The organism is Mycolicibacterium celeriflavum (genome assembly GCF_010731795.1).
In the GTDB taxonomy this organism is placed as follows: domain Bacteria; phylum Actinomycetota; class Actinomycetes; order Mycobacteriales; family Mycobacteriaceae; genus Mycobacterium; species Mycobacterium celeriflavum.
This window is the reverse complement of sequence record NZ_AP022591.1, coordinates 2974806-2991389: the sequence shown is the minus strand read 5'-3', so window position 1 is coordinate 2991389 and position 16584 is coordinate 2974806. Positions and strand designations below refer to the sequence as shown.

Here is a 16584-nt window from a genome sequence, read left to right as displayed (position 1 = left end):
CACGAAAGTTAGCCTGCGATAACCACGGGGAGATCACGGCGCGTGCCGCTACCAACCGATTTTGCTGCGACTTCGCGCGTCGATCACGACGTGGTGAGTCGGTTCGCCACGTGTTGCCGAGCCCTGGGGCTCTCCGTGCACGACCGCCGCCGTCCGTCCGATCCCGCCGCCGCCCGGGCCGGCTTCGCCGAACTCACCCGCATCGCGCGCGAACAGTGCGATGCCTGGACGGGGCTCGCAGCGGCGGGTGACACCAGCGCGAGGGTCGTCGAAGCCATCTGGCGGACCGTTGCCACGGCGGGGGTGCTGCAGCGTCACGTGCAACTCGCCGAGGGTGATCTGGCGTTCACCTACGACACCGGGCTCTACCTACAGTTCTCGGCTTCGGCGCCCGACGACTTCCAGCTGGCCTACGCCGTCACGCTGTGCGACGCCGGCGACTATCCCGCGGCCGACGAACTGGTGGAGCCGCTGATCGCCAGGCGCCCCGGCTGGCTCCAGGCGCGGTGGGTACGGGTCGCGATGTACTACCGGGCCGAGCGCTGGACCGACGTGGTGCGGCTGCTCACCCCGATCGTCAACGACAAGAAGCTCGACGAGACGTATGCGCACGCCGTGCGCGTGACGCTCGGCATCTCACTGGCCCGCCTCGGCATGTTCGCCCCGGCGCTGTCGTATTTGGAGGACCCGGCGGGGCCGGTCGATGTCGCGACCACGGACGGCACGCTCGTCAAGGCGCTGTGCCTGCGCGCGCAGGGCGAAGAGCTCGACGCCGCCGATGTGCTCGCCGAGCTCTACGCCGCCAACCCCGAGAACGAGCAGGTCGAGATCGCGCTGTCGGACACCTCCTACGGCATCGTGACCACCACGGCCGCGCGCATCGAGGGCCGCTCCGATCCGTGGGATCCCGCCACCGAACCGACCGAGGCCGACTTCGTCGACCCGGGCGCCAAGGAGCGCAAGGCGCACCTGCTGGTCGAAGCCGAGGCCGAGCTCGCCGAGTTCATCGGCCTCGAAGAGGTCAAGTACCAGGTCGCCCGCCTGAAGAGTTCGGTCGCGATGGCGATCCGCCGCCAGGAGCGCGGGCTGACGGTCGCCCAGCGCACCAACCACCTGGTGTTCGCGGGCCCGCCCGGTACCGGTAAGACCACGATCGCGCGCGTCGTCGCCAAAATCTATTGCGGGCTGGGCATTCTCAAGAAGGAAACCGTCCGCGAGGTGCACCGCGCCGACCTGATCGGCCAGCACATCGGCGAGACCGAGGCCAAGACCAACGCGATCATCGACAGCGCGCTCGACGGCGTGCTGTTCCTCGACGAGGCCTATGCGCTGGTGTCGACCGGCGCCAAGAACGACTTCGGTCTGGTCGCCATCGACACGCTGCTGGCGCGCATGGAGAACGACCGCGAGCGGTTGGTCGTCATCGTGGCCGGTTACCGCAAGGACCTCGACGCGTTCCTCGACACCAACGAGGGTCTGCGGTCCCGCTTCACCCGCAGCATCGAATTCCCGTCGTATTCACCGCACGAACTGGTCGAGATCGCGATGCGGATGGCCGAGAAGCGCGACAGCGTTTTCGAGCCGGCGGCGCTTGCCCACATGGAATCGTTGTTCGGCCAATTGGCTGCGGCCACAACGCCGGACGCCGCCGGGATCGAGCGGCGGAACCTGGACATCGCCGGTAACGGCCGGTTCGTCCGCAACCTGGTCGAGCGTTCCGAGGAGGAGCGCGAGTACCGACTCGACCATTCCGATTCCGAAGACTTCACCGACGACGAGCTGATGACCATCACCGACGAAGACGTCACCCAGTCCGCCATTCCGCTGCTGCGCGGCCTCGGCCTGGCGGTGCCCGAATGAGTACTCCCGACAATTCGGATCGCCGCGCGTTCGCCTCGCGGACACCGGCAAACGAGAACCCCGACCGGGTGGTGTACCGCCGCGGGTTCGTCACCCGCCATCAGGTCACCGGATGGCGATTCATCATGCGGCGCATCGCATCCGGCGTCGCACTGCACGACACCCGCATGCTCGTCGATCCGCTGCGCACCCAGACCCGCTCGGTGCTCGTCGGCGCGCTGGTGCTGATCACCGGGCTGGCAGCGTGTTTCGTGTTCTCGCTGATCCGGCCCGGCGGGGCGGCGGGCAACGACGCGATCTTGGCCGACCGCACCACCTCGGCGCTCTACGTCCGCCTCGGTGAGCAGCTGCACCCGGTGCTGAACCTGACGTCCGCGCGCCTGATCACGGGTCGCCCGGACAACCCTTCGCAGGTCAAGACAAGCGAGATCGACCAGTTCCCGCGCGGCAATCTGATCGGCATCCCCGGCGCACCCGAACGCATGGTGCAGAACACCACCCGCGACGCCGACTGGACGGTGTGCGACGGGGTTTCGGGGCCTGGCGTCGGTGTCACGATGATCGCTGGCCCGCTGGCCGACGGCGGCGAGCGCGCCGCGCCGCTGCCCAGCGACCAAGCGATTCTGGTTTCCAACCCGAGCGGCCCCAACGCCGGCACCTGGTTGCTGTGGGACGGCCGTCGCAGCCCGATCGACATGAACGACCGCGCGGTCACCAGCGCGCTGGGCTTCGGTACCGAGCCCGCCGTCGCCCGTCCGATCGCGCCGGGGCTGTTCAATGCGGTACCCGAAGCCCCCGCGCTGAGCCCGCCGGCGGTCCCGGGCGCAGGCGAACCGCCGCGATACCCGCTGCCGGCGCCCGCTCCGGTCGGCGCGGTGGTGGCTGCCTTCGCCGCCGACAACACGCTGCGCCATTACGCGGTTCTCAGCGAAGGGCTGCAACCGATTTCACCGGTCATCGCCGCGATCATGCGCAACGCGAACTCGTTCGGGCTCGACCGGCCGCCGAGGTTGGGCGCCGACGACATCGCGCGTCTGCCCGTCGCGAACGTCATCGACACCGACGCCTATCCGAGTGAACCGCTCACGCTCGTCGACGCCGCGGACGCGCCGTTGACATGCGCTCGGTGGACGCGGCCCGCCGACGCCACCAGCGCGACGCTGGACCTCCGTTCCGGCGTAACACTTCCGGTGTCCGACGACCTACACGCCGTCCCACTGGTCGGAGCGGGTTCGGGCACCACCGCGAACCGGGTGGTGCTGACGCCTGGTCGCGGCTACCTGGTCCAGACCGTCGGCCAGGACGGTGGCGGTGCGTCGACCCCACCCGTTGGCGGCGCGTCCTTCTGGCTCAGCGACGTCGGGGTCCGCTACGGCCTCGACGAGAACGGTGACCAGAAAACCATCTCCGCGCTCGGGCTGACTTCGCCTGCGGTCCCGATTCCATGGTCGATGCTGAGCCAGTTCGCGCCAGGTCCGACGTTGTCGCGCGCTGACGCGCTGCTGGCCCATGACGCGCTCGCCGCCGACCCCCGCCCCGCCGTCGTGAGGGAGAGTCCGTGAGCCGGCTCATTTTCGAGGCGCGTCGCCGCATCCCGGTGCCGACGACGCGCAAGGGCACCATCACCATCGAGCCGCCGCCTGAGCTGCCGCGGGTCGTTCCGCCGTCGCTGCTGCGCCGAGTGCTGCCGTACCTGATCGTCATCCTGATCGTGGGCATGATCGTGGCGCTGGTGGCCACCGGCATGCGGCTGATGTCCCCGACGACGCTGTTCTTCCCGTTCGTCCTGCTGCTGGCCGCCACCGCGCTCTACCGCGGCACCGACAACAAGATGCGCACCGAAGAGGTCGACGCCGAGCGTGCCGACTACCTGCGCTACCTGTCGGTGGTTCGCGACAACGTGCGCGCGCATGCCGCCGAACAGCGCGCCGCGCTCGAGTGGTCGCACCCGGATCCTGGCTTGCTCATCGACGTGCCCGGCACGCGCAGGCAGTGGGAGCGCGATCCGCACGACCCCGACTTCCTGGTGGTGCGCACCGGATTGCACGACGCCCCGCTCAACGCCACGCTTCGAGTGAAGGACACCGCGGACGAGGTCGACCTCGAACCGGTGTCGCACAGCGCTTTACGGGGCCTGCTCGACGTGCAGCGCACGGTGCGCGCGGTGCCGACGGGCATCGACCTGGGCAAGGTCTCGCGCATCACGGTGCTCGGCGAGTCGGACGACGTCCGCGCGGCACTGCGCGCATGGATCACCCAGGCGGTCACCTGGCACGACCCGGCGGTGCTGGGTGTCGCGCTGCTCGCGCCGGACATCGAGAGCGACGAATGGTCGTGGCTGAAGTGGCTGCCGCACAACGACATTCCCGGATCCGTGGACGGGGCCGGACCGGCCCGCTATCTGGCCTCCGATGTCAATGAACTGCGCTCGCTGCTCGCGCCTGCGCTCGACGATCGGCCGCCGTTCGGCGACCCCGACGAAACGGGGGCCAAGCACCTGCTCATCGTCATCGACGATCCCGACGTGGATCCCGCGGCGCTGGTCCCGCGGGGCGGACTGGCCGGTGTGACGCTGGTGCAGCGGACCGCCGAACCGCCGCACCGCGAGCAGTACCCCGACCCGGAGCGGCCGATCCTGCAGGTGAGCGACGGGAAGCTGCGGCGTTGGCAGACCGGCGGGTGGCAGCCGTACGTCGACGCCGCCGACCGGCTCGACGTCGCCACCGCACGGCACATCGCACGCCGGCTGTCGAGGTGGGACTCGAACCCGAGCCATGCGCGGACCGCGAGCGCGGGCGTCGCCACCTTCTCGACACTGCTCGGCATTCCGGATGCCGCGGCGCTGGACGTGGCGAGCCTGTGGGCACCGCGGGCGCGCGCCGACGAACTGCGAGTCCCCATCGGTGTGACCGCGACGGGCGAGCCGCTCCTCTTCGACCTCAAGGACGAGGCGGAGGGCGGCATGGGCCCGCACGGCCTGATGATCGGCATGACGGGCTCGGGCAAGTCGCAGACGTTGATGTCGATCTTGCTGTCGCTGTTGACGACGCACTCCGCAGATCGGCTGATCGTCATCTACGCCGACTTCAAGGGCGAGGCCGGGGCGGACATCTTCCGTGACTTCCCGCAGGTCGTCGCGGTCATCTCGAACATGGCCGAGAAGCGTTCGCTGGCCGACCGATTCGCCGACACACTGCGCGGCGAGGTGGCTCGCCGTGAGCAACTGCTGATGGAGGCCGGCCGGCGGGTGCAGGGCAGTGCTTTCAACTCGGTGCTCGAGTACGAGGCCGCCATCGCGGCGGGCCACGACCTGCCGCCGATGCCGACGCTGCTCGTCGTCGCCGACGAGTTCTCGCTGATGCTGTCGGACCACCCGGAGTATGCCGACCTGTTCGACTACGTCGCGCGCAAGGGCCGCTCGTTCCGCATCCACATCCTGTTCGCGTCGCAGACGCTGGACGTGGGCCGGATCAAGGACATCGACAAGAACACCTCCTACCGCATCGGGCTCAAGGTGGCCAGCCCGGCGGTCAGCCGCCAGATCATCGGTGTCGAGGACGCCTTCCACATCGAGGCCGGCCCCGACCACAAGGGTGAGGGTTTTCTGGTGCCGACGCCCGGCGCGATGCCGGTCAAGTTCCGCAGCACCTACGTCGACGGCATCTACGACCCGCCGCGGATCGAGAGATCCGTTGTCGTGCAAGCGGTCCCGGTCCCGCAACACTTCACCGCGGGTCACGTGGAAGCCCCCGCCGACACCATCGTGGTGTCCGATCCGGCCGCCCACGAGGAGCGTCCGCCGCGCAAGCTGGTCGCCACTATCGGCGATCAGCTCGCGAACTACGGTCCGAAGGCGCCGCGGCTGTGGTTGCCGCCGCTGGACGAGCCGATTCCGCTCGACGAGTTGCTCGCCCGCGCCGACGTCGCAGAACGCGAGTGGCGCTGGCCGCTCGGCGAGATCGACCGCCCGTTCGCGATGCGCCGCGACCCACTGATCTTCAACGCCAGGTCCGCTGCGGCCAACATGTTGATCCACGGCGGCCCGAAATCGGGTAAGACCACGGCGCTGCAGACGTTCATCCTGTCCGCGGCGGCGCTGCACTCACCGCGCGACGTGTCGTTCTACTGCCTGGACTACGGCGGCGGCCAGCTGCGCCCGCTGGCGGACCTGGCGCACGTCGGCAGCGTCGCCTCGCCGCTGGAACCCGAGCGCATCCGGCGCACGTTCGGCGAGCTCGAACAGCTGCTGCGCGGCCGCCAGGCACGTGGCCACTCGGGTAACGGTCAGCGCGACGAGTACGGCGAAGTGTTTCTGGTCATCGACAACCTGTATGCGTTCAGCCGCGACAACACCGACACCTTCAACACCCGGAACCCGTTGCTGGCGAAGGTGACCGAGCTGGTCAACACCGGGATGTCCTACGGCATCCACGTCGTGGTCACCACGCCGAACTGGCTCGAGGTGCCGCTGGCGATGCGCGACGGCCTGGGTCTGCGCCTCGAGTTGAAGCTGTCCGACGCGCGCGACAGCAACGTGCGGATCACCGGTGCGCTGCGCCGACCCGCCGAAGCGGTGCCCGCCGACCAGCCGGGCCGCGGCCTGACGATGGCCGCCGAGCACTTCCTTTTCGCCGAGCCGTCGCTGCGCGACATCGGGGTGATCAACGCCCGCCATCAGGGTGTGACCGCGCCGCCGGTGCGGCTGCTGCCGCACGACCTGGCGCCGGCCGTGGTGGCGCCGTTGTATCCGGCACCGGAGCGCGTCGTCATCGGCCAGCGCGAGGAGGACCTCGCGGCCGTGTCGATGGCCTTCGACCAGAGCCCGCTGCTGATGGTGTTCGGCGATGCCAAGTCCGGCAAGACGACGCTGCTGCGTCATGTGATCCGCACCGTGCGGGAGCACTCCACGCCGGACCGCGTCGCGTTCACGGTGATTGACCGTCGCCTGCATCTGGTCGACGAACCGTTGTTCCCCGACAACGAGTACACGCCGAACATCGACCGGATCACCCCGGCGATGCTCGGGCTGAGCGCACTGCTGGAGAGGCGCCGCCCGCCGGCCGGCATGTCCCCGCAGGAACTGAGCAAGTGGACCTACCAGTCCGGCGAGGACGGCCACACCCACTACCTGATCATCGACGACGTCGACCAGATCCCGGACGCCCCCGCGGTCAGCGGACCGTTCGTCGGGCAGCGGCCGTGGACCGGGATCATCGGCTTGCTCTCGCAGGCAAGTGAACTGGGCCTGCGCGTGATCGTGACCGCGCGGGCCACGGGTTCGGCGCACGCCTTGATGACGGCACCGTTGCTGCGCCGGCTCAACGAGTTGCAGGCGGCCATCCTCATGCTGTCGGGCAACCCGCAGGACAGCGGCAAGATCCGGGGCCATCGGTTCCGCCGTATGCCTGCAGGGCGCGCGATGTTGCTGGACGATGGCGATGGCCCGACGTTCCTGCAACTCGTCAACCCGTTCGCCGACGCGGTCGCAGAAAGCACCGGCAACAACGGCACTAGTGGAAGGGAGTTCAACTGATGACTCTTCGCGTCGTTCCCGAGGGTCTGGCCGCGGCGGGTTCCGCCGTCGAGGCGTTGACGGCCCGATTGGCGGCAGCGCACGCCGCCGCCGCGCCATTGGTGAGCACGGTGGTGCCACCGGCCGTCGACGCGGTGTCGCTGCAGACCGCGGCGGGCCTGAGCGCGCATGGCACACAACACAACACGATGGCCGCGCTGGGCGTCGAGGAGTTGGGCCGCTCCGGCGTCGGCGTCGGGCAGTCCGGCATAAGCTACGCGACCGGTGACGCCATGGCCGCTTCGACATACCTGGTCGCCGGTAGCTGATCATGACGGCTCCGATCTGGATGGCGCTGCCTCCGGAGGTGCACTCGACGATGCTGAGCAGCGGACCCGGGCCGGGTTCGCTGTTGGCGGCCGCGGGTGCATGGCGGTCGCTGGCCGCTGAATACTCCTCCGCCGCAGCGGAGTTGACCGCCGTGCTGGGGGCGGTGCAGGGTGGCGCCTGGGAAGGGCCGAGCGCCGAGCAGTATGTCGCTGCGCACGTGCCGTATCTCGCGTGGTTGGCCCAGGCCAGCGCGAACAGCGCGGCGTCGGCTGTTCAACACGAGGCCGCAGCCGCGGCGTATACGACGGCGTTGGCGATGATGCCGACGTTGCCCGAGTTGGCGCTCAACCACACCACGCACGCCGTGTTGACGGCCACGAACTTCCTCGGTATCAACACGATCCCGATCGCGTTGAACGAAGCCGACTACGTGCGGATGTGGATCCAGGCCGCGACGACGATGAGCACTTACCAGGCGGTGTCGGGCGCGGCGGTGGCAGCCACGCCCATGACCACACCGGCGCCGATGCTGCTGGCTCCCGGTGTGGGAGAGGCCGGTTCGGCCGCCGCCGATGCACAGCAGGCGTCGGCGATGGCCACTGCCGTCGACTCCGGTTCGGCACGGAATCTCGCCGACTCCATCGCGCGCTTTCTGCAAGAGCTTCAGAAGTTCTTCGAGGATTTGTTCGATGCTATCGACGACTTCATGGGCAGCTTTCTCGCGTGGCTCTTCAATCCGGGGTCGGGAGTCGTGCTGTTGTTCGTCCTCTACCAGGCGATCACTCAGCCGCTCGGATGGACCACGTGGTCGCTGATCTTCAGTGCTCCGATATTGCTGCCGATAATGATCGGCCTCATCGTCCAGGCACTGAACCCCCCGCCAATGCCCGCACCCGCACCCGCGCCCGCGCCTGCCGTCGCGCCCGTCCCGGCGCAGCCGGTCCCGGTGACGCGGGCTGAGAGCATGCCGCCGGTCACCGCGGTGGCGCCGACCGTTCCTACTGGAACTGCTGCTCCGGCAACGTCGGTCAGTGCCGGCGCCGCCCCCGCGGGCGCTGCGCCTGCCCCGGCAGTGCCGGCCGTGGTGCCGTACGCGGTCGCAGGCCCCGGCCCGGACGACGGCGTCTCCCCGACGTTCCGGGACGGCATCGGCGCCAAGGCACCCGCGTCCGACATCCCAGCATCCGCGGCGGCCGCCGCCGCGGCATCGGCGTTGGCGAAACGCAAGGCTCGCCGCAAACGCGCCCAGCCCATCCACCAACGCCAGTACGCCGACGCCTACATGGATTACGAGCCGGAAGACGACACCCCGCCGCCCGAACCGGTACGGCGCCCCCATGTGAGCGCATCGGAAAAGGGCGCAGGCGCAGTGGGTTTCACCGGTGCAGCGACCAAATCCGACACCGAGCAGGCGGCCGGGCTGACCGAGCTGGCCGGCGACCCGTTCGGCGGGGGACCGAAAGAACCCATGCTGCCCAGTGACTGGGACCACAAGGGGGGAGAGCGCGACTGAACAGAGCTGAGCGAAACCCGAACCGTCGAACCACGAACCGAAAGGAAAAACCATGAGCCTCTTGGACGCTCACATCCCACAACTCGTCGCCTCCGAGGCCGCATTCTCGGCGAAGGCCGCCCTGATGCGCAGCACCATGGCGCAGGCCGAACAGGCCGCGCAGTCGTCGCAGGCGTTCCACATGGGCGAGTCGTCGGCCGCCTTCCAGGCGTCGCACGCCCGCTTCATCGAGGTCTCCGCGAAGATCAACTCGCTGCTCGACATCGCCCAGGTGAATCTCGGCGACGCCGCGGGCACCTATGTGGCGCAGGACGCCGCAGCGGCCAGCACCTACACCGGTATCTGAACTCCGAACTGACCTAGAGGGAGAACCTGATGTCTCAGATCATGTACAACTACCCGGCAATGCTGGCCCACGCGGGCGAGATGTCCGGCTACGCGGGCGCTCTGCATGCGGTCGGCGCCGACATCGCCAGCGAGCAGGCGGCATTGGCCGGCGCGTGGCAGGGCGATACCGGCATGACGTACCAGGCATGGCAGGCGCAGTGGAACGCCAGCCTCGAGGAACTGGTGCGCGCGTACCGCGCGATGGCCGCCACGCACGAACAGAACACCATGACGATGAGCGCCCGCGACCAGGCCGAAGGCGCCAAATGGGGTGCCTGATCGGCGGTGGCAGTTAACGCAGTCGAGCTGACCGCGGAGCAGGCCTGGTTCGTCGCCGATGCGTCGGGCGCAGGGAACTATCCCTGGGTGCTGGCCATCACCCCGCCGTACAGCGATCACGCTGACCGAGCGACATTCGAGTCCAGGCTGTCCGCCGAACTGGTGGAGCTGGGCGTGATGACCGCGGACCGGATCATCGATCCCAATGTCCGGCAATGGGTTACGACGACATGCCGGCCTCGGCGGTGGCTCGAACTCAGATTCGTCCGCGGCGCCGACAGCATGCTGCGCGGGCACGTCGCGCGTCGTGGCGAGCACACCGTCGTCGCGCTCCGCGCCGGCGGCCTCGTCACGCTAACCGCGCTGGACGTGGACCACCCGCAGGCGCTGGTGCCCATCCTGACGACCGGGTTGTCGGGCCGGCCGCCGGCCAGCTTCGACGAGTTCGCCATCCCGGCGCGGATCGGGGCGCGCGCCGACGAGCAACTGCGAAACGGCGCGACGCTCGACGACGTCGTCGAGTTCCTCGGCATCCCGCCGAGCGCGCGCGCCGTCGTGGAAGCCGCTTACGCGCCGGACCGCAGCTATGTGGAGATCGTCGCGGGAGACCACCGCGACGGTCACCGCGTCAGCACCGACGTCGGCGTCAGCGTCGTCGACACCCGGGAAGGCAGAGTCCTCGTCCACCCGTCGAAAGCGTTCGACGGCGAATGGGTGTCGACGTTCACCCCCGGCACGCCGCTGGCGATCGCGACCGCGGTCGAGCGGCTCACGGCAACGCTGCCCGACGGGGGGTGGTTCCCCGAGCAGCAACTCACCCGAGACTTCGATTCAACCCAAAGAACGGAACCGCAATGGCAGACCATCCGATGACCGGCACCACCTCCCTGGCAACCAGGCCGCCGGGGAGGACCGAGGGGTCGGCGCCGTCGATGCCGGTTGTTCGGGTCGCCGTGCTCGCCGCGGGCGAGGCCGGCGGCCGAGTCACGGACATGGCGTTGCCGACCGAACTCCCTCTGCGCGAGATCCTGCCTGCGGTACGCCGGATGGCAATGCCGGCCGACGAGGAATACGACGACGCCGCACCGGTCGTGCTGTCGCTCGCCCCGGTCGGCGGCGCGCCGTTCAGCCTCGACGCGACCCTGAACACCGTCGGGGTCGTCGACGGCGACCTTCTCGCGCTGCAGCCGCTACCCGCCGGGCCCGCGGCACCGCGAATCGTCGAGGACATCGGCGATGCGACGGTCATCTTCTCGGCTGCTCGCGAAAAGCCCTGGGGGGCAGCGCACATCGCTCGCGGTGCGGGGGCGGCCGTCGTCGCGCTGATCCTGGTCGCCACGACGTTCGCCGCCGTGCACAGCGAGGTCGTCGGCGGTTTCGCCGGCCTCATGGCGGCCAGCGGCATCGCGGTGCTCACGGTGTTGGCCGCGCTGATCACCTGGGGCCGGGCACCTCGGCTCGGCACGGCGCTGGCCGTGACGGCGTTGGCGCCGATCGCCGTGGCCCTCGCGCTCGCGGTGCCCGGCGAGTTCGGGCCGTCACACGTGCTGCTGGCCGCCGCGGGCGTGACGGCCTGGTCGATCATGAGCATCGTCGTCGCCCAACGCGCCATCGCGGTTTTCACGGCGGCGACCGTCGTCGGCGCCGGCGCCCTGATCACCGCGGGCGCCGCCATGATCTGGGCCCTGGACCACGTCGTCATCGGAGCCGTGCTGGTGGTGCTGGCGCTGGTGGTCACGGTCCAAGCCGCCCAACTCTCCGCGTTGTGGTCGCGGCTGCCGATGCCGGTGATCCCCGCCCCCGGTGACCCGACGCCCTCGGCGCTGTCGCTCAAGGTGCTCGCGGACCTGCCGCGTCGGGTCCGGATCAGCGACTCCCACCAGAGCGGCTTCATCGCCGGCGGGGTGCTGCTGTCCACCGCGGGAGCGTTGACACTGGCTGCCCCACAAGGTGTTTCGAGCTGGGCGTGGTATGTCGTGGCCGCGGTCGCGCTGGGTTCGGTGCTGCGGGCACGGGTGTGGGATTCCGCGCCGTGCAAGGCGTGGCTGCTGAGTGTGCCGTTCCTGCTGGCGATCTCGTTCCTCGTCGTGTTCGGTGTCGACGAGCGCTACACCGCCGCGTGGTGGGCGCTGGCGGCGCTCGCGGGCTTGACGGCGGTGTGGGTGATCGCCGCATTGTTCCCGCGGGTGGCATCGCCCGACACCTACTCGCTGCCCATGCGTCGCGTGGTCGGCTTCCTGGGGTCTGCCGTCGACGCATCGCTCATCCCGGTGCTGGCGTACCTGGTCGGACTGTTCGCCTGGGTGCTGAATCGATGAGGCGTCGGTGATGCGCGACGGACTGCGCACCGTATTCGCCGCCACGGCGGTGGGGCTGACCGTCCTGAGCATGAGTTGTCCGATGGCACAGGCGATCACACCGCCGCAAGTGGATCCGGCGGTGCCACCACCGTCGGGTGCGCCCGGGCCGGTGCAACCGATGACGCAGCGCGGTCCGTGCGTCAGCGCGGGTGTGCTGCCGGGCACCGATCCCGGTGCGCCCGGCCCGAACCGCAAGCTGCTCAACCTCGAGGGCGCCTGGGAGTACAGCCGCGGGGACGGACAAGTCGTGGCCGTCATCGACACCGGCGTCCGGCCGGGCCCGCGGCTGCCGAACGTCGATCCAGGCGGCGACTTCGTCGCGGCCACCGACGGGCTGACCGACTGCGACGGGCACGGAACGCTGGTGGCCGGGCTGATCGCCGGCCAACCGGGGCCCGACGGGTTCTCGGGCGTGGCGCCCGGGGCCCGCGTGCTGTCGATCCGATCCACCTCGGCGCGGTTCTCACCGACCGAGTCGGCGGAGAACCAGGCCGTGGCGCGCGTCGCGCTCGAGGTCGCGACGCTGGCCCGCGCGGTCGTTCGCGCCGCGGATCTGGGTGCGCGGGTGATCAACATCTCCGCGGTCACCTGTCTGCCCGCCACCGAGACCGTCGACCAGAGTCAGCTCGGCGCGGCCCTGCGGTACGCCGCCGTCGAGAAGGACGCGGTGATCGTCGCCGCGGCGGGGAACAACAAAGCGGGCCTCAACCCGGGGTCGGCGTGCCCGTCGAACCCGTTGTCGGATCCGGGCCGGCCGGAGGACCCCCGCAACTGGTCGGGCGTCACGTCGGTGTCGATCCCGTCGTCCTGGCAGCCGTTCGTGCTCTCGGTCGGGGCGCTGACACCGGAGGGTAGGCCGACGGACTTCACGATGGCCGGTCCGTGGGTGGACATAGCGGCGCCGGGGCAGGACGTCGCGTCGGTGGGCAACGGTGACGGCGGCGGGCTCGCGAACGCCTTGCCCGACAGCCAGGGTCGGCTGTTCCCGCTCAACGGTTCGAGCTTCGCGGCGGCCTATGTGTCCGGTGTCGCGGCGTTGGTGCGCAGCCGGTTCCCGCAGTTGACCGCCGAACAGGTCAGGGACCGGCTCACCGCGGGCGCGCAGGGGGCGGCCCGTGCGCCGTCGAACCTGACCGGATTCGGCCTCGTCGACCCCGTCGCCTCCCTGACCTGGGATGTGACCGCGGCCATCGACGACGACGCCGACCCCGAACCCCAACCGGTCGCCGCGCCGCCGGAGCCGCCGACGCCCGATTCCACCCCGAAGGTCGTCGCGTTCGCGGGGACAGGGGCGTTGGCGTTGATCGCGGTCGTGACGGCGGCCATGGCGGTGCACCGGCGAAGGAAACTCGACAATCAACCGGAGGCATCGTGACCGTTCGAATTGCGTTGGCGTCGTTGGCCGTGGTGTTGGCGGCCATGGCGTACCCGTGGGAGTCCACCACTGACTGGTGGATCCTCGGTATCGCGGCCGCCGTCGTGGTGGTGGTGTTTGCCTGGTGGCGTGGGCAGTTCGTGACGACCATGATCGGCCGCCGACTGGCCGTGTGGCGACGCAACCACTCGAAGCCGAAGGCGCAGAGGACGGATCAGGCAACCGTGGTGGTGCGCGTCGACGGCCCGCAAGGCGCCGAGGTGTCGCTGCCGCTGGTGGCCGGATACGTCGAGCGGTTCGGTGTCCGCAGCGAGAAAGTTCGGGTCACCAACCGCGATCACGATGGTGTTCGTACCACCTGGATCAGCCTGACCCTGGACGCCAAGGCGAATCTGGTTGCACTGCAGGCACGTTCCCCGGAACTTCCGCTGCGCGACACCGCTGAGATCGCCGGTCGGCGACTCACCGATCATCTCCGGGAGGCCGGTCTCGACGCCGCGATCGTCGACGAGACAGCCGCGCCGCTGGGTGCAGCAGGACGCGAGAAGTGGTCGGGCGTAGTCGATGACCACGGTTTCGTCTCTGTTCACGGCATTCCGGTCGATGAGCGGTTGGGTGAGCGCCTCGCCGAGGTGTGGTCGCAGTCCGGTGAAACCTGGACCGCCATCGAGTTCAGCGGCACCGCGGCGCAACCGGTCGTCGCGGCGGCGTGCGCCTTCCGGACCGCCGACGTGGAGCGTAAGGCGTCCTTGTCCGGGTTGACTGCCCATCGTGGACTTCAACGGCCGTTGCTGACGGCGTTAGACCCGAAAGCCGTTGGACGTCTGGGTATTCCGAGTAAGCCGGTATCGCGTGAACTGCTGGAGCGGATCGCCTGGCCGGCGGGGAGCCGGCCGGAGTTCAGCCGAACATGAACGCCTGCATGAAGCGGGTCATCCGGCGCAGGTAGTCGGGTTGGCTGACGTGCAGGATGTGATTGCCGGGGAACCAGTGGAACGCGCAGCGGTCCCAGTGCTCCCATAGCATCTCGGCCTGTTCCGGCGGCGCCAACCGGTCACCGAGACCGGTGATGATCAACCTACGGTCCTTCGGCACCAGCGGCGCGTAGTTCAGCGGAGACGAGAACCGGGTCGCTGCGCTGCTGAGCTCGGCATCGGTGCCCGACAACAAGTTACGCAACGCCACCACCTTGTTGGCGGGGAACCATTCGTCGACGGTCTGATCGGGCGCCACCACCGGCACGTTGGGGATGACGGCCTGGATGCGATCGTCGATGCCCGCGATCAGCGCCGCCGTGTACCCGCCGAGCGACATTCCGGTCAACGCGATGCGATCGACGCCGGTGAACTCGAGATAGTCGACGATCGAGCGGAAGTCATGCACGGACTGCGCCATGGCTTCGGCGAAACCGGCGAATCCGTTGGCGAAGAACCCGTAACCGCTGAACGGCGAACCCTTCTCGGCGCGGGGACCGTGAAAGGGCATGGTGTAGAGCAGCACGTCGTAGCCCGACCGGAAGAACCAGGGTAGGGAGAAGAACAGGCCGTTGAACAGATACGGCGAGCCCATGAAGCCGTGGATCAGACACAGCGTGGGGTGCGGACCGTCGTCGTGCCGCCAGTGTTGTGCGTGGACGACGTTGTTGCGCTCAAATCCCCGGCACTGGCTGCGCAACGCCGGGTTGATCGCCTCGAAGCTGCTGTTGAACCGGATGTTCTCGACGCGGCCCTTCGCTATCCATTCCGCGAGCGGATTTGCGGTGCGCGAAGCGACCCGGGGCAGCGATTTCGGTGCCGGGAACGACTGCGCGGGATCTCTCGCCGCGGCCAGTTCGGCGTAGAACTGCAACTGTTCGCGCTCGGCGCGCGACTGCGATCGGCGTAGGCCGCCCGCCAGGGTCGGCAGCATCGTGGTCGCGAGCAGAGAGGCGATCGCGGTGCGCAGTGCGATGTCGGCGACGGCCGACGTGTCGACGATGAGCCGCTGGCGCAGCGTGAGATCGGCACGGCGGGGAAGTCCGCGGGTGGTGGCGTCCGCGCCGGGTACGTCGGGAACCGGGATGGGTGGATCCACCGGGTTGGCGTCCGATTGGCTCACGTCCGCATGGTAACCGGCGCCGGCGGTGCCAGACTGGCGACATGTGGAACGCCGAGGCGTATCTGGCCTTTGCCGACCAGCGCGGGCGCCCGTTCTTCGACCTGCTGGCACGGGTCGACGCCGACGCGCCGCGGCGGGTGGCGGACCTTGGTTGTGGGCCGGGCAATCTCACGGCCAGCCTGGGGCAGCGCTGGCCGCACGCCGAGGTCGAAGCGCTGGACAACTCACCGGAAATGGTGACGTCCGCGAGAGAGCGGGGGATCGACGCGCACGTCGGTGATCTCCGCGACTGGGTGCCGAAACCCGACACCGACGTCGTGATCAGCAACGCCACCCTGCAGTGGGTGCCAGACCACTCGGAGTTGCTTGCCGGGTGGGCCGAGGAACTGCCCGCCGGGGCATGGCTCGCGTTCCAGGTGCCGGGCAACTTCGATGCGCCGTCACATCGCGCGGTACGTGAACTCGCAGATCGCGGCCGGTGGGCAGAACCCTTGCGGGACTTCCCGTTCCGAGAGGGCCAAGTGTCCGATGCAGCCGGTTACGCGGAGCTGCTCACCGAGGCTGGTTGTACGGTCGACGCCTGGGAGACAACCTACATACACGTGTTGACCGGCGAGAATCCGGTGTTGGACTGGATCACTGGCACCGCCCTACGGCCGGTACGGAGTCGGCTCACCGATCCGCAGTGGGATGCGTTCCGCGCGGAACTGATTCCGCTGCTGGACGCCTCGTACCCGGTGCGGCCGGATGGGACGACGTTCTTCCCGTTTCGCCGCATCTTCGTGGTAGCGCAGATCAAATGAATCAGGTCGGCGAGGGCTTCCGCCGGATCTGCGCGTTATCCCCAAGTTCGAATTCATCCACAGGCTTG

The 16584-nt window shown here is 69.2% G+C and carries 13 protein-coding genes; 12 read left to right on the top strand and 1 reads right to left on the bottom strand.

Going from position 1 to position 16584, the window contains the following annotated elements; translation table 11 throughout:
- Window positions 1-42 precede the first annotated feature (42 nt).
- From eccA to eccE, 11 genes are read left to right on the top strand one after another with little or no spacing between them, the layout of a single operon-like run.
- The gene (gene eccA / locus G6N18_RS14590; RefSeq protein ID WP_272937601.1) at window positions 43-1860 is read left to right on the top strand and encodes a type VII secretion AAA-ATPase EccA; all 1818 of its coding nucleotides are present in this window, start codon (window positions 43-45) and stop codon (window positions 1858-1860) included.
- Window positions 1857-3422 carry a type VII secretion protein EccB gene (gene eccB, locus G6N18_RS14585; protein WP_083005835.1) on the top strand — a complete coding sequence of 522 codons (1566 nt, stop codon included), beginning with the start codon at window positions 1857-1859 and terminating at the stop codon, window positions 3420-3422. The genes eccA and eccB overlap by 4 nt, the downstream gene beginning before the upstream one ends.
- Complete coding sequence (gene eccCa / locus G6N18_RS14580) at window positions 3419-7393, top strand: type VII secretion protein EccCa (protein WP_083005831.1); 3975 nt, start codon at window positions 3419-3421, stop codon at window positions 7391-7393. The genes eccB and eccCa overlap by 4 nt, the downstream gene beginning before the upstream one ends.
- Window positions 7393-7701, top strand: a complete 309-nt coding sequence (locus tag G6N18_RS14575; RefSeq protein ID WP_067225939.1) for a PE family protein — start codon at window positions 7393-7395, stop codon at window positions 7699-7701. Before eccCa ends, G6N18_RS14575 begins: the two co-directional genes overlap by 1 nt.
- Window positions 7702-7703: 2 nt before the next feature.
- The gene (locus G6N18_RS14570; RefSeq protein WP_083005827.1) at window positions 7704-9215 is read left to right on the top strand and encodes a PPE family protein; all 1512 of its coding nucleotides are present in this window, start codon (window positions 7704-7706) and stop codon (window positions 9213-9215) included.
- Between the two features lie 52 nt (window positions 9216-9267).
- The gene (gene esxG, locus G6N18_RS14565) at window positions 9268-9561 is read left to right on the top strand and encodes a type VII secretion system protein EsxG (RefSeq protein WP_067225932.1); all 294 of its coding nucleotides are present in this window, start codon (window positions 9268-9270) and stop codon (window positions 9559-9561) included.
- Window positions 9562-9590: 29 nt separating this feature from the next.
- Window positions 9591-9881, top strand: a complete 291-nt coding sequence (locus G6N18_RS14560; RefSeq protein ID WP_067225929.1) for a WXG100 family type VII secretion target — start codon at window positions 9591-9593, stop codon at window positions 9879-9881.
- A 6-nt stretch (window positions 9882-9887) separates the two neighbouring features.
- The gene (locus tag G6N18_RS14555) at window positions 9888-10754 is read left to right on the top strand and encodes an ESX secretion-associated protein EspG (RefSeq protein ID WP_083005824.1); all 867 of its coding nucleotides are present in this window, start codon (window positions 9888-9890) and stop codon (window positions 10752-10754) included.
- Between the two features lie 59 nt (window positions 10755-10813).
- Window positions 10814-12199: a type VII secretion integral membrane protein EccD gene (eccD, locus tag G6N18_RS14550; protein ID WP_083005923.1), complete on the top strand. Its 1386-nt coding sequence runs from the start codon at window positions 10814-10816 to the stop codon at window positions 12197-12199.
- A gap of 10 nt (window positions 12200-12209) precedes the next feature.
- A complete protein-coding gene (gene mycP, locus G6N18_RS14545) occupies window positions 12210-13616 on the top strand; it encodes a type VII secretion-associated serine protease mycosin (protein ID WP_083005821.1) in 1407 nt (468 codons plus the stop codon).
- Entirely contained in the window at window positions 13613-14530 is a 918-nt protein-coding gene (gene eccE, locus G6N18_RS14540) for a type VII secretion protein EccE (RefSeq protein WP_083005818.1), read from the top strand. Before mycP ends, eccE begins: the two co-directional genes overlap by 4 nt.
- Here the strand turns inward: eccE and G6N18_RS14535 are convergent.
- On the bottom strand, window positions 14517-15713 hold the full coding sequence (locus tag G6N18_RS14535) for an alpha/beta hydrolase family protein (RefSeq protein WP_083005814.1): 1197 nt from the start codon (window positions 15711-15713) through the stop codon (window positions 14517-14519). The genes eccE and G6N18_RS14535 overlap by 14 nt on opposite strands.
- Window positions 15714-15754: 41 nt before the next feature.
- Here G6N18_RS14535 and G6N18_RS14530 point away from each other — a divergent pair, with 41 nt between their 5' ends.
- Complete coding sequence (locus tag G6N18_RS14530; protein ID WP_083005811.1) at window positions 15755-16516, top strand: trans-aconitate 2-methyltransferase; 762 nt, start codon at window positions 15755-15757, stop codon at window positions 16514-16516.
- Window positions 16517-16584 lie beyond the last annotated feature (68 nt).

Bases quoted from the DNA above. Each gene is read 5' to 3' on its own strand.
- eccB (WP_083005835.1), top strand. From the start codon at position 1,857: ATGAGTACTCCCGACAATTCGGATCGCCGCGCGTTCGCCTCGCGGACA.
- G6N18_RS14560 (WP_067225929.1), top strand. From the start codon at position 9,591: ATGTCTCAGATCATGTACAACTACCCGGCAATGCTGGCCCACGCGGGC.
- eccD (WP_083005923.1), top strand. From the start codon at position 10,814: ATGCCGGTTGTTCGGGTCGCCGTGCTCGCCGCGGGCGAGGCCGGCGGC.
- G6N18_RS14530 (WP_083005811.1), top strand. From the start codon at position 15,755: ATGTGGAACGCCGAGGCGTATCTGGCCTTTGCCGACCAGCGCGGGCGC.
- G6N18_RS14570 (WP_083005827.1), top strand. From the start codon at position 7,704: ATGACGGCTCCGATCTGGATGGCGCTGCCTCCGGAGGTGCACTCGACG.
- mycP (WP_083005821.1), top strand. From the start codon at position 12,210: ATGCGCGACGGACTGCGCACCGTATTCGCCGCCACGGCGGTGGGGCTG.
- G6N18_RS14575 (WP_067225939.1), top strand. From the start codon at position 7,393: ATGACTCTTCGCGTCGTTCCCGAGGGTCTGGCCGCGGCGGGTTCCGCC.
- esxG (WP_067225932.1), top strand. From the start codon at position 9,268: ATGAGCCTCTTGGACGCTCACATCCCACAACTCGTCGCCTCCGAGGCC.